Here is a 13,431-nt window from a genome sequence, read left to right as displayed (position 1 = left end):
AAAAATAGTTGATTTTCACAGTTAAATATTAAATATTCAATAGTTTAATTGTTAAATTTGATATTTGTTGCGATAAGTTGTTTTTTAATTATATAAAAAATAAATTTGGTGAATTTTTAAAATTCACGTTATATCCATTGGAAATTTTTAGTAATATCCATTTTAGTGATTAGTATTAATATAATTAACTAATATCGGACACTCCCATAGTAAATTTCATCCCAAAAATCGCTATGTTTCACAGAAATTTCAATCTTGATAAACTGCATCGCTTTCATCTAATCACATTGGATGGAATATATTTTTTATAGATGGTTAATGGGAATTATCAAATTGATCTTCAATAATTATCTAAAAAAAGTCATAAGTATTGATTTAATAATGTCTGAAAACAAGAAAATAAGTGGAAAGTAAATTAGTGAAAACTAATCTACTTCATAGCATCCTTGACTCTGTCAAAGAGTCCTCTTTCAACATGCTGGATTTCATCTCCGCTGATTTCAGCGAATTGCTTAAGTAAATCCTTCTGTTTTGAATTTAATTTTTTAGGAACGACAACCTTGATTGTCACATACATGTTTCCTCTACCGTTGTGTCTGACGGAGTTCATACCCTGACCCCTTAGTTTGTAGACAGTTTCGCTTTGTGTTCCTGGTGTAATCTTAAATTCGACCTCTTTTCCCTCGATTGTAGGAATGCTTAACACATCTCCCAATGCGGCCTGTGGGAAACTCACTTGCTGTTCCATGTAAAGGTGGTCACCTTCACGGATGAACTTGTCATTCTTTTTAATGTGCACGGTTACAATCAGGTCTCCTTCAAGGCCTTCTGATTCACCGCAGTTTCCTTCATGTGAAACTCTTAAGTGGTTGCCTTCATCAACCCCTTCAGGGATTTCGATTTTAATGGTTTTTGTTTTTCTCTTATTTCCTCTACCGTGGCAATCGTCACAAGGGTCGGTAATGATCTTACCTGTTCCGCCACATTCCCTACATGGCCTTACGTTGACCATTTGGCCCAGGAAGGTGTTGCTGACTTCCTTGATCTGGCCGGTACCTCCACATTTCGGACAGGTGTCAGGGTCGGAACCAGGTTTTGATTTGGAACCGTGACAGGTTGGACATAATTCACTTCTTGTGATTTTGATTTCCTTTTCACAGCCGTTGAACGCCTCTTCAAGGGTGATTGGAACTTCAGTGTATATGTCTGATCCCCTTTGAGGTCCGGTTCTTCCTCTGGAACGTGATCCTCCTCCAAAACCGAACATGTCGAATATGTTTCCTATGTCGAATCCTTGGAAGATGTCCTCGAAGTTCACGTTTTGATAGAAGTCTTCAGCTGTAAATCCATCCATTCCTGCATGACCGAATTGGTCATATCTTTGACGTTTTTCATCATCAGACAAGACAGCGTATGCTTCACTCACTTCTTTAAACTTATCTTCTGCATCTGGTTCATCACAAACGTCCGGATGGTATTGTCTGGCCAGTTTACGATAAGCTTTTTTAATTGTTTTTTCATCGGCGTTTTTGTCTACGCCCAACACTTCATAATAATCTCGCTTGTCTGCCATTTGTTCACCTTAAAAAAATAAATATAGAATAAATAATAGTTTTATTTTAACTGTTAGTTTAACTATTTTTTGATTCTGATTCTGATTTTGTCGTAACCTAACAATCTAATAAAACTGTATTATTTAATCTAATCGTCTTTTACTTCATAGTCTGCATCTATTGTGTCATCATCGCCGTCTTGAGCACCTGCATTAGGGTCAGCTCCTGCTTGTTGTTGAGCTTGTGCTTCTGCTTGTGCTTGTTGGTAGATTTTAGCACCAATTTCTTGAATTACGTTGGATAATTCATCAGACTTTGCTTTGATGGCATCAACGTCATCGCCAGCTATAAGTTCTCTTAATTCAGCTACAAGTCCTTCGACTTTAGTTTTTTCATCTTCAGATACTTGATCTTTGAGTTCATCTAAAGTTTTTTCTGAAGTGTAAATTAATGAGTCTGCGTTGTTTCTGATTTCGATTTCTTCTTGTCTTTTCTTATCAGCTTCGGCGTTCATTTCCGCTTCTTTGATTTTTTGTTCGATTTCCTCATCGGACAATTTGGTGGAAGAGGTAATGGTGATTGCCTGTTCTTTACCTGTTCCTTTGTCTTTAGCGGTTACGTTAATGATACCGTTTGCATCGATATCGAATGTTACTTCAATTTGTGGAACTCCTCTTGGTGCAGGTGGGATACCTACAAGTTGGAAACGTCCGAGTGAAGTGTTGTCCGCTGCCATTTTCCTTTCACCTTGCAATACGTTGATGTCTACTGAAGGTTGGTTGTCAGCGGCTGTGGAGAACACTTGGCTTTTCTTGGTAGGGATAGTAGTGTTCCTTTCGATTAAAGTGGTTGAAACTCCACCTAAGGTTTCGATACCTAAGGATAATGGAGTTACGTCTAAAAGAACGATGTCTTTGATTTCACCAGCCAATACTCCTCCTTGAATAGCTGCTCCCATGGATACACATTCCATTGGGTCAATACCACGTTCAACTGGTTTTCCAATGAATTTTTCCACGAATTTCTGTACGATTGGCATTCTGGTAGGTCCACCGACTAAGATGATTTTGTCGATTTCGGATTTGCTCATTTTAGCGTCATCCAATGCTTGTTGCATTGGTTTACCAGATTTTTCCACAATGTGATCAACGAGCTCTTCTAATTTAGCTCTGGTAAGTGTAATGATTAAGTTTTTAGGACTGCCGTCGGTTCCCATTGCGATGAATGGCAAGTTGACTTCGGTTGTGGTAGTGGTGGATAATTCGATTTTTGCCTTTTCAGCAGCTTCCCTTAATCTTTGTACTGCTTGGTCATTATCCATTAAGTCAATGCCTTCTTGTGCTTTGAACTCGTCAGCTAGGTATTTGATTAATACGTTATCCATATCGGTACCACCGAGTTGGGTGTCTCCGCTGGTGGATCTTACTTCAAACACTCCTCCACCGAATTCCATGATGGTTACGTCCAGGGTACCTCCACCTAAGTCGTATACCATGATGTTCATGTCGTCATCGTCAGCTTTATCCAGTCCGTATGCGAGGCTTGCTGCGGTTGGTTCGTTCACGAGCCTTACGACGTCAAGTCCTGCAATGGTTCCTGCGTCTTTGGTTGCGGTCCTTTGGTTGTCGTCAAAGTAAGCCGGTACGGTAATAACTGCTTTTTCAATTGGTTCGCCTAAGAAGCTTTCTGCATCTTTTTTGATTTTTTGCAAGATGAATGCAGAGATTTCCTGTGGAGAGTATTGTTTTCCGTTTACAGTAACTTTGTGATCAGTACCCATGCTTCTTTTGATTGCACTGATTGTATTTTCAGGGTTTGTTACTGCTTGTCTTCTTGCAGGTTCACCGACTAACATTTGACCGTCTTCGGTAAATGCAACATAACTTGGGAATGATTTACCGTATTGACTTGCACCTTCAGCAGATGGAATTGTGGTTGGTTTTCCACCTACAAGTACGGATGCTGCGGAGTTACTTGTTCCGAGGTCAATTCCAATAATTTTTTCTTTTTTAGTATCAGACATAATTATCACCTTATTTTTTTTAATAAATTATTTAATAAACGTTATTTTTTACAAACTATAACTTTTGAATATTTAAGAACTTTGTCCTTGTACATGTATCCTTTCATCAATTCCTCGATGACATATCCGTTTTCAACGTCATCTGATTCCTGAACCATCAATGCCTCATGTTTGTTCAAGTCGAATTTTTCACCTTTTGCAGGTATTTCGGATACTCCTTCTTTTTCAAGCACGTCACTAAATTTGTTATATATTAACTCTACACCTTTTCTTAAGTCTTCATCATTTTCGGTTTCCAAAGCTCTACCGAAGTCCTCATAACAGTCCAGGAAGCTTTTTATAACATTCTCGTTTGCGAATTTGATAAGATCCTTGTTTCTTTTTTCCTGGATTTTGTTGAAGTTTTCGAAATCTGCCTGAAGTCTTTGTGATAGTGAAATGTATTCTTGGGTTTCAGCTTCAGATTTTTCAAGATCGTTTTGAAGTTTTTCGATTTCCTCATCTTTCTGAGCCAACTCTTTTTCGAGTTCCTCGATTTTTTCTTCTAAATCTTGAGTTTCCACTTCAGTCTCGCTTTTATTTTCATCAGTCATAGTTACACCTTTTTGAGGTTTTTTGAAAAACTTTTGTAATAACTCTGCATCGAGAAATTTTTCTTTTGGTCCTTTAACATTGGTTTTAGGGAATTTATGGACATATAGGAAAATGGTTCATCATTTAAGAGTTATTACTTTAAGTTTTTCTGAACCAAATATTAAAGTAACCAAAAGTTATCTTTCTCTTACATTATTATAGTAACAAAAAGTTATATAAAGGTTTCGATACATAATGTATAAACATGGCTAATACAAACGACATTGAGAAAAATGAAAAATCTCGCAGAAATGTTGATAGTCCAAAAGGCCATATAGAATTAAGAACCAACTATAATGGCCCGGCAGACGACATTGATGTGGAAGATATCCTTGATGTAATGGGTTGTAAGACCAGAAGAGACATTATAAATCTTTTAAGGGAAGAACCTATGTTTGTTAGTGAAATCTCCAATGAACTTGACATTGGTCAAAAAGCTATTATTGCACACTTGCGCGCAATGGAAGATATAGGGATTCTAAACTCTTCTTATAAAAAGATTTTAAGAGGCCGCCCACGTAAATACTACGATTTGCAAAATGAAGTGAACATCCACATTACCATTAACAGAAATAACTTTGATGTTCAGTTTACTGACGACATGCTCAACACATTACAACTTCCATCAGGAGATGAATGGTCCAAATTATTGGATATTGAAAAAAGAATTGATGACGGACAGCTCGAAGCTATCGACGAGTTGAGAAATCAGATTAGATTATACGGCAATCTTTTAGAAAGAGCCGAATATATCCTTGAAAGAACCATGAAAAATAGATAATTTTATGTTTGAATTAATTTTCAAACACTTTTTTTACATTTTTTTAGCCACAATGCTTTGACCTAATGAAACCGAACCGTCCCCTGCACATGTATTCAGATGCTGTATGAAGTTATAGTCGTTACCCTCGATGCAATCCTTGACGGTTTCTGTAATTGCCTCGTTGTAGAACACCCCTCCGGTTGCGCCAATGGCATTGACATTCTTTTTGTCTGCACCTTGAATTGCAAGTTTGCTCAATCCTCTTGCAACTGCGGTTTGTCCTGCTGCGGCGATATCTGCCTTTTTCGCACCGCTTTGGTATAGCCTTACGACTTCACGTAAAATCTCGGTTGTATTCAACTGATTATTTTCAACGATAACCGGAATTTCCAAGTCTTCTGTTGAATAATATGCGGCGGATTCAAGCTTCATGGAGCATTCTCCCTCATATGTCCTCTCATGACAGATTTCCAGCGCAACTGCCATTGAGTCAAGGACCCTTCCGGTACTTGTGGAAATTCCCACATTGATTCCGGAGGATATCTGCTTGAAGATATTCTTGATTTCGATTTCACCATACTTGAAGTAATCTGAATAGCTTTTAATCAATTCCTCATCGTCAAGGATGCTTGCAAGCATTCTGGCAGGATATCTTGTGGCCATGTCTCCCCCAGGCATCATTTGAGGTTGCAAATGGGACATTCTTTCAAAATTTTTAATGTCCGTATAAAGAATCTCTCCTCCCCAGCTGGTGCCGTCGCTGCCGTAACCAACACCGTCGGCTGCAATGACCACCATCTCATCAATTCCATGGTCATTTGCAAGTGCAATGCTGTGTGCATGGTGATGCTGGACAGGCAAGACTTCTGCATCATACTTTTCGGCAAGCTCATGTGCCAGACGGGTAGTGAAGAAATGAGGGTGCATATCACATGCTATAACATCGAATTCATTGATTTTTGTAATCCTTTCCATATTTTCAATGGCTTTTCTTAAGAATTTCAATGTTTTAGGCTTGTTTGTATTTCCGATATGCTGTGAAGGATATACCTTATCTCCACGGGCAATTGAAAATGTCACGTCAAGCTCTGGACCTAATGCAAGAACGTCCAGGTCATTCACTTCATAATTTATGGTATAGGGTTCCGGAGTGTATCCCCGTGATCTTCTGATGAAGGACAGCTCATCATTTCTGAACCTGATTACAGAGTCGTCACAGCGGTTTAGGATCTTACGATTGTGGACAAGTGAATAGTCATTGACTCCATTGATGATTTCCTCATTGTCAATCATCATCGGTTCGCCGGGAATGTTGGCTGAAGTCATTACAAATGTGTCAATGTCGCTTTCATCAAACAATAGGTAGTGCATTGGTGAGTATGGAAGCATGACTCCAATGTTGTGAAGGCCGGGAGATAGGCTTTCGGGAAATCTGTAGTCTTCAGTTTTCTTTAGGATAACGATAGGCCTTTTGTTTGAGGTAATAGTTTCTATCTCTTTTTTGGAAAGTTGCGCATATTTCTCAAGACTTTCCAAATCCCTGCACATTACCGCAAATGCCTGATTTGGCCTGTTCAATCTTTTTCTCAATTCCCTTATCGCTTCATCATTATATGCGTCAACGACCAGATGTGTTCCGCCAATCCCTTTGATTGCTAATATCTCACCTTTTTCTAAAATTTCAGCACCTTTTTTAATGGGATTGTCACATTCAATTCTTTCCAATCCGTCATAAAAGCTCATTTGGGGTCCGCAGTCACTGCAGCATATCGCTTCACCGTGATAACGTCTGTCCAATGGCTGTTTGTATTCAACTAGACAGTCATCACATAATGGAAACTCGTCCATTGATGTTCTGATTCTGTCATATGGAACGCTTTCAATAACTGTGAATCTTGGCCCGCAATCTGTACATGCATTGAATGCGTACTTGTATCTGCGGTCATTGGGATTTCTTATTTCGGCCAGGCACTTATCGCATATTGCAATGTCCGGTGGAATGACGCTGACTCCTGAGTAGCTGTCTCCACTTTCTATGATTTCAAAATCAGGATAGTTGCGGATGTCAATCTCTTCAACTTCCATGGAATCGATTTTAGCTATTGGCGGCAATTCTTCAGGAAGTCTTTCAACAAAATCAGAGGCTTTTTCACCTTCAACAATGATTTCAACAACATTTCCAAGGTTCCTTACAGATCCATTCAAATCTAAGTCTGTAGCTAGTCTGTAAACGTATGGTCTGAATCCCACACCCTGGACTATTCCTTGTGTTAAAATCTTTAAAGCCTTCATTAAGTTATAATATTGTAAGTCAAATTTTATATAATTTTATCTTATATATTATATTATGAAAGATATTCTTGAAAGATTAGTTAACGGGGAACTTGATGTAGATGAGGCAGAACATCTCTTGAAGGCTGATAATATTTTGGAATTTGACGACATTGTCAAGTTTGACATTAAGCGCAATGAGAGAACAGGGTTTCCCGAAGCGGTTTTTTCACCAAGTAAGGATTATGAAGACCTAATAACAATTATCAGAAATTATCTCAAGAAAAGCGATAAGGATTTAATAATAACCAAACTCTCCAATGAGAGATATGAAAAAATCTTATCCGATTTGGGTGGAGACTCACATATCTTCGATTATAATAAAAGAGCACAAATCCTGGTTATCAGAAAGGAAATCACCGAAAAAGAACCAATCGCAAAAATAGGAATAATAACTGCAGGGACTTCTGATATAAATATTGCAGAAGAAGCAAGAGTCATAGTTGAAGAAGGGGGCTGTGAGGCAATCACCTCTTATGATATAGGGGTTGCTGGGATACACAGGCTTTTCCCTCAAATAGCTCACATGGTCAAGGAAGGTGTCAGAGCATTCATTGTATGTGCGGGAATGGAAGGGGCACTTCCTTCAGTTGTCGCAGGTCTTGTTGATGTGCCTGTAATTGCCGTCCCGACCTCTGTTGGATATGGCGTAGGAGAAGGGGGAAGAGTGGCTCTTGATGCAATGCTTCAGTCATGTGCACCTGGAATAGCGGTGGTAAATATAGATAATGGATTTGGCGCAGGAGTATTTGCATTAACTATTGTGAACAGTGATTAATTTGAGATATGAAACATTTGATTGTAATATTCATGATGTTTCTAAGGTTGCAAAACTAGTTTATGATGTGGACTTTAGAACATTTGACATGCTTTTTAAGGATGAATCCAAGGCTGTTGAGACTATTGCCCGTGATTTATATAAGAGAGATAAGGATGACTATTTTAAGGTTGTTTTAGATGATTATGGTGAGATAATTGGGATATTGATCATTTATACTTCTAAGACCTCACATAATCTTTATCTTAAATCCCCTAGGCTGGTCATAGTTGATATTTTGGACCATTTTGTTTTATGTGATATTGAAAAGGAAGATTTTTACATTGCGGAGATTGCTATTGACGAATCCTTGAGGGGCCAAGGAATCGGTAGGAAAGTCTTATTGGATTCGATTGATTATGCAAAAAGAAAAGGTTATGAACGTGTAATTCTGGATGCCGATTTTAGAAATTCCGGTGCAAAAGCTCTTTATGAAAATTTAGGATTTAAAGTGTTTAATAAAAAAAGATTGAAAATTGGAAAATTTGAAAGGGGAATGTATAATCTTGAATTTAAATTATAACATTCCTATTTGTTTTGTTTGAAGTTGTGCACTATTGTGTCAAATATAAAATTCCAATCGTCTTTCCAATGATCATATTTGTCCATTTTTAGCTCAATAGTACGATTGTCTTTTACAAAGTATGTTATTGAGTATTCATTATCGGTTGTTAAATTCTTATAGAATATTATATTGGTGGTGCCGTTATTGTTTGTGTCTTGAATTTCTACTTCACCACTGCTATTTAAGGATTTCAATTTTGATTTAAATAATTTTGAAGAATTGTCTCCAGTTCCTTTTATAGTAATATTCGCAGTATTATTTTGATGATCTAATAAATGAACGCTTTTATCAGTTTCCTTTAATATATTAAAACCGCTAGGTAAAGTTATGGTCATTTCATCAACAACAGTTACGGCCTTTCCAACAGTAGGTGATGAATCAACAATTAAATACATGCACGCTATTCCTGCTATAAAAATAATAATTATTCCTAACCATCGTTTATCCATATTTTTTCCTCAATTTACGTTTTAATTTTTTCTCTTTTTTAATTTTGGCATAGTTGGCATCTTCAACGTAAGCATCACAGACTTCATCGGCATCTCCTTCCATAATCATCTTACCGTTATCAATCCAAATGCATCTGTCACATATTCTTCTGACTTGATTGATTGAATGTGAAACCAACAATACGGTAACTCCTTCAGCCATCATCTCGTTAATCTTTTCACCACTTTTCTTTCTGAACTTGATGTCTCCCACAGAAAGGATTTCATCAATGATTAATATGTCGGGATCGATGAGTGTGGCGATTGAGAAACCTAATTTTGCCTTCATACCTTTAGAGTAATTTTTTACAGGGAAATTAATATAATCTCCAAGCTCGGAATATTCAACAATCTCATCATATTTCTCATCAAGATATTCCTTGCTCATACTTAATAATGCGCCGTTCAGGTAAATGTTATCTTTTCCGGAGTAATTTTTATCGAAACCGGCACTTAATTCGAGTAATGGTGCAATCTTTCCGTTGATTGTAATCTTTCCATCACTAGGTTCGTAAATTCCGGCAATTATTCTTAAAAGAGTACTTTTACCCGCACCGTTAAATCCAAGTATTCCTAGTTTTTCTCCCCTTTTGATTGTGAATGAAATGTCATCTAGGACTTTTACTTTTTTGGATTCGCTTTTGTTACGTTTAATGGTTCTAATTACATATTCCTTTAAAGTGTCGATTTTATCATTTGAAACCTTAAATTCCATTGTAATATGTTCCACTTTAATAGCGATGTCTGAATCTATAGCTGGTGTATTATTTCTAACAGTATTGCTTCCAAATAATCGTTTTAATTTTTCCATTAAGCTCATAATAACACCTATCTATAATTCTAATGTCAATTTTTTACCATAAATATTAAATAACAATATTCCGATTCCCAATGTGGTTAATGCAAATACTGCAATATATAATATTGTGGAGAAGTTAGGAGCAACTCCGTAAACACATTGTCTAAGGCAGGTCATTGCACAGTAAACCGGATTCAATGAAAATATTATCTGGAACTTTGTTGGCACAATTTCGATTGGATAAAATAATGCTGATGCATAAAGCAATACTAATGTGAATACATTATATAAATATCCGATATCTGTGAAATAAGTGTTGCAAACTGCTAAAATCAATCCTACTCCGAATATTAATATTACAATTAAAACAATAGGGATTATTGCATAAATTAATGTAAAGTGGAATGGGGCTCCAGTCACAAACATAACTCCAAATAATATGACGAATGAAATTAAGAAGTTAACAAATTCATAGCATATCGCACTAACGGGGAACATTGGTCTAGGCACGTAAATCTTTTTAAGCAACCGTGCATTCTTTCTGATTGAGTTCATTGCCCCTTTAGTCCCATGGTTGAAAAAATCAAATATGACTCTACCTGCTAAATAATAAACAGGGTAATTTACAACATTCTTTCCAAATAACATTGAAAAGACTACTGTAAAAACTATCATGGTCAACAATGGATTAAAGAAACTCCAAAGTATACCTAAGACAGAGTCTTTATATTTAGCAGTTAAATTTTTTTTAACCAATTCAGTTAATAAAAATTTCTTTTCTGAGAATGTATCAAACATTGTAATAACCGATATTTTTTCAATTAAATTAATTTATATAAAACTATTTAAATATATTTTTTATTATTTTCTTCTTCTTGCGAATTCTTCAAAAATTTCATCAAGTTCTATGCCTTTATAGACCAAGAGCAATAATGTATGGAATATCAAATCAACAGATTCATATACAAGATTTTCATCATTTTTAGAGGCAATCAATACTTCACCGGCTTCTTCGGCTATTTTTTCAAGAATTTTGTCTTCTGCTCTTTTGTCACTGTCCTTCATGATGTTGGAGGTATATGAGTCAATAGGGTTGTCCCTTCTGGATTCGAGGACTTCATACACTTCCCTTATAATTTCTTCATTGCTCATCATTATTCTCCTTTAGATTCTTGGTCTTGCATACTTTCTGTAAGGGCTATTAAAGGATGTTTATCATCATCAATGATTTCAATATCGTCAAAATTGTAAATTCCTGCCTTGTCGGCGGTTTTCTCCATACCCAATTTGATGTCCTGGCCCAAATCAACAACATATGAATCGACAGTTTCATATCCTCTTTGAGCGGATGCAACTGCCCTGTGGTGTCCATCAACCAAAATCCACCGGTCACCAGTTTTCACAACAATTGCAGGTTCAGCCAATCCTTTTTCCAATTCATATGCTCTTCCTTCAAGTTCGTCAGCATAAACCCTGTCCTGTGTTGGCCTTAACTTGTTGGTTTCAACACGCATATGTTTTAAAGTGGTTTTAATGCCATATAACTGTTCCATTGTCTTTTTGAAGTATTCCACTTTATTAGGGGTTGATCTTTCGATGTGTGACCTGACCATATCGGTGTTTGTTATGATGCCGACCAATCCGCCTTCGGCGTCAACGACAGGCATTCTGGAGATGCCTCTTCTGAACATCACTCTTGATGCGTCGTTGATAGATAGGTTTTGGTTGGCAACAACCAATTTGGTACTCATTATTCCTGAAACTGTATCTGCCCATTCCTTTGACACGATATCGAATGCAGTTACCATACCGACCAATTTTCCGTTGTCCAGTACAGGATAACTGTTGTGACGACTTTCTTTCATTAAATCGATAACTTTCTCAGTTTCAGTATCTGGAGAAACACTAATAACATTTTTGGTCATGTAATCTTTAACAAAAGATTTTTTCTCTCCCATCTGGTTTCCCCCTATTCAATGTTTTCTTTTAAGAGTTTAACAGTTTCACCAGGGTCAGCTTTTCCACGGGTCAATCTCATTACTTGGCCTACCAGGAAGTTGAGTGAAGCCTTTTGACCGCCTAGATAATCATCAACAGCTTTTGGATTTTCTTCTATTGCTTGTTTTACTGCAGCTAACACTTCATCATCCTTAACGACACCAAGCAATCCTAATTCTTCAGCAATTTCTTTTGGTGATTTGTCGTTATTTGGCATTTGCTCGATGATTTTGTGTCCTGCTTTTGCGGTAATTTCCTTATCTTCAAGCATCTTTAAGAATTCAATCAGATCATCAGATGTAATTTTACTGTCTGTAAAGTCCATTTTGTTATAGGACAATACTCTTTTAAGTTCGTCTCTCATAACTTTAGCCGCAAATTTGGCATCGACCTCTTTTACAACTTCTTCGTATGCAATAGCCAAATCCAATTCTGAAGTCAATACCTTAGCGGATTCCTCATCAATACCATATTCCTCAACAAATCTTTTAACTTTGTTGTGTGGAGCTTCAGGCATTGTGTCGAGGATTCTTTGAATGGTTTCATCTGAAATCTTCATTGGTGGGAGGTCAGGGTCTGTGATGAATCTGTAGTCATCAGCATCCTCTTTCATCCTCATTCCGACGGTAATCATTTGAGACTCTAAGTAAGCACGAGTTTCCTGTTTTACTTCAACTCCTCTTTTCACAAGATTTTTCTGTCTTATGAGTTCGAAGTTCAATGATTTGTAAGCTCCCTTGATTGAGTTAATGTTTTTCATTTCAACTCTGTTTCCACCATTGATGGAAATGTTAACGTCTGCTCTCATTGTACCTTCACCACGAGCAGCACCACTGTATTGTAAAACACGAATTAACTCTTTTAAGAAATTCCTTGCTTCTTCCGGAGATTTTATATCCGGTTCTGTAACGATTTCTACTAATGGGATTCCGGAACGGTTGAAGTTTACTGTACCTCTGTCAGGTTTAAATTGGCCTGGGTCTTCTTCTGCGTGAATTTCACGGATTCTGATTCCATTTAATTCGCCGTTGATTCCGATAGGGACTGAGGTTCTCTGATAACCGGAAGGCAAGTCAGGATAATCGTAATGTTTTCTCATAAAGTAAATAACATCTTGGTCTATTTCACAGTTTAGCATTAACGCAATCATCAATGCGTTTTCCAATGCTTTTTCATTTGTAGGGTGTGGTTTAGCACCTGGTTGATTAAGACAAACTGGACAGATGTTTGTATTAATAGGTGCGTCCTGATAATTTGTAGGACAATCACAGAATAATTTTGATTCGGTTTCTAATTGTACGTGGATTTCAAGTCCACACATCATATCGACATCGTCACTAATAATAATTCCTCCATTAGGATAATTTTTTATATTATAGTTATATTTGTTTAATTCAATTTATAAATATTATTAAAAATAGCTTTTTTTAGAATAAATTTAAAAAATTAAAAAAAGTAAAG

13 protein-coding genes are annotated in these 13,431 nt (G+C 36.8%); 3 read left to right on the top strand and 10 right to left on the bottom strand.

Annotated elements, in window-relative coordinates:
• Positions 1 to 430 precede the first annotated feature (430 nt).
• From dnaJ to MBBTH_RS07720, 3 genes are all read right to left on the bottom strand, one after another.
• Positions 431 to 1,573 (bottom strand): molecular chaperone DnaJ, encoded by a 1,143-nt coding sequence (dnaJ, locus tag MBBTH_RS07730; protein WP_116592475.1) that lies wholly within the window; start codon positions 1,571 to 1,573, stop codon positions 431 to 433.
• A 128-nt stretch (positions 1,574 to 1,701) separates the two neighbouring features.
• Positions 1,702 to 3,576 (bottom strand): molecular chaperone DnaK, encoded by a 1,875-nt coding sequence (gene dnaK / locus MBBTH_RS07725; RefSeq protein WP_116592474.1) that lies wholly within the window; start codon positions 3,574 to 3,576, stop codon positions 1,702 to 1,704.
• Positions 3,577 to 3,617: 41 nt separating this feature from the next.
• The gene (locus MBBTH_RS07720; protein ID WP_116592473.1) at positions 3,618 to 4,169 is read right to left on the bottom strand and encodes a nucleotide exchange factor GrpE; all 552 of its coding nucleotides are present in this window, start codon (positions 4,167 to 4,169) and stop codon (positions 3,618 to 3,620) included.
• A 380-nt stretch (positions 4,170 to 4,549) separates the two neighbouring features.
• On the opposite strand from MBBTH_RS07720, the gene MBBTH_RS07715 reads away from it, so the two are divergent.
• Positions 4,550 to 4,990 (top strand): ArsR/SmtB family transcription factor, encoded by a 441-nt coding sequence (locus MBBTH_RS07715; RefSeq protein ID WP_394340199.1) that lies wholly within the window; start codon positions 4,550 to 4,552, stop codon positions 4,988 to 4,990.
• Between the two features lie 33 nt (positions 4,991 to 5,023).
• On the opposite strand, the gene hypF is transcribed toward MBBTH_RS07715, so the two are convergent.
• The gene (gene hypF, locus MBBTH_RS07710; RefSeq protein WP_116592471.1) at positions 5,024 to 7,264 is read right to left on the bottom strand and encodes a carbamoyltransferase HypF; all 2,241 of its coding nucleotides are present in this window, start codon (positions 7,262 to 7,264) and stop codon (positions 5,024 to 5,026) included.
• 55 nt (positions 7,265 to 7,319) lie between these two features.
• Here hypF and larB point away from each other — a divergent pair, with 55 nt between their 5' ends.
• Both larB and MBBTH_RS07700 read left to right on the top strand, forming a co-directional pair.
• Entirely contained in the window at positions 7,320 to 8,081 is a 762-nt protein-coding gene (gene larB / locus MBBTH_RS07705) for a nickel pincer cofactor biosynthesis protein LarB (protein WP_116592470.1), read from the top strand.
• A 1-nt stretch (position 8,082) separates the two neighbouring features.
• Entirely contained in the window at positions 8,083 to 8,643 is a 561-nt protein-coding gene (locus tag MBBTH_RS07700) for a GNAT family N-acetyltransferase (RefSeq protein WP_116592469.1), read from the top strand.
• A 5-nt stretch (positions 8,644 to 8,648) separates the two neighbouring features.
• Here the strand turns inward: MBBTH_RS07700 and MBBTH_RS07695 are convergent, their stop codons facing one another.
• The 6 genes from MBBTH_RS07695 to gatB form a co-directional block, all read right to left on the bottom strand.
• Positions 8,649 to 9,134 (bottom strand): hypothetical protein, encoded by a 486-nt coding sequence (locus MBBTH_RS07695; RefSeq protein ID WP_116592468.1) that lies wholly within the window; start codon positions 9,132 to 9,134, stop codon positions 8,649 to 8,651.
• Positions 9,127 to 9,993, bottom strand: coding sequence for an ABC transporter ATP-binding protein (locus MBBTH_RS07690; RefSeq protein ID WP_116592467.1), 867 nt, complete (start codon positions 9,991 to 9,993; stop codon positions 9,127 to 9,129). Before MBBTH_RS07690 ends, MBBTH_RS07695 begins: the two co-directional genes overlap by 8 nt.
• Before the next feature lie 12 nt (positions 9,994 to 10,005).
• Positions 10,006 to 10,770: an ABC transporter permease gene (locus MBBTH_RS07685; protein ID WP_116592466.1), complete on the bottom strand. Its 765-nt coding sequence runs from the start codon at positions 10,768 to 10,770 to the stop codon at positions 10,006 to 10,008.
• Positions 10,771 to 10,833: 63 nt separating this feature from the next.
• On the bottom strand, positions 10,834 to 11,124 hold the full coding sequence (gene hisE, locus MBBTH_RS07680; protein WP_116592465.1) for a phosphoribosyl-ATP diphosphatase: 291 nt from the start codon (positions 11,122 to 11,124) through the stop codon (positions 10,834 to 10,836).
• A 2-nt stretch (positions 11,125 to 11,126) separates the two neighbouring features.
• The gene (locus tag MBBTH_RS07675; RefSeq protein ID WP_116592464.1) at positions 11,127 to 11,930 is read right to left on the bottom strand and encodes a CBS domain-containing ParB/RepB/Spo0J family partition protein; all 804 of its coding nucleotides are present in this window, start codon (positions 11,928 to 11,930) and stop codon (positions 11,127 to 11,129) included.
• A gap of 11 nt (positions 11,931 to 11,941) precedes the next feature.
• Positions 11,942 to 13,294, bottom strand: a complete 1,353-nt coding sequence (gene gatB / locus MBBTH_RS07670) for an Asp-tRNA(Asn)/Glu-tRNA(Gln) amidotransferase subunit GatB (protein WP_116592463.1) — start codon at positions 13,292 to 13,294, stop codon at positions 11,942 to 11,944.
• Positions 13,295 to 13,431: the final 137 nt, after the last annotated feature.

Source organism: Methanobrevibacter thaueri (assembly GCF_003111625.1).
Taxonomy (GTDB): domain Archaea; phylum Methanobacteriota; class Methanobacteria; order Methanobacteriales; family Methanobacteriaceae; genus Methanocatella; species Methanocatella thaueri.
This window is presented reverse-complemented; position numbering and strand designations above follow the sequence as displayed.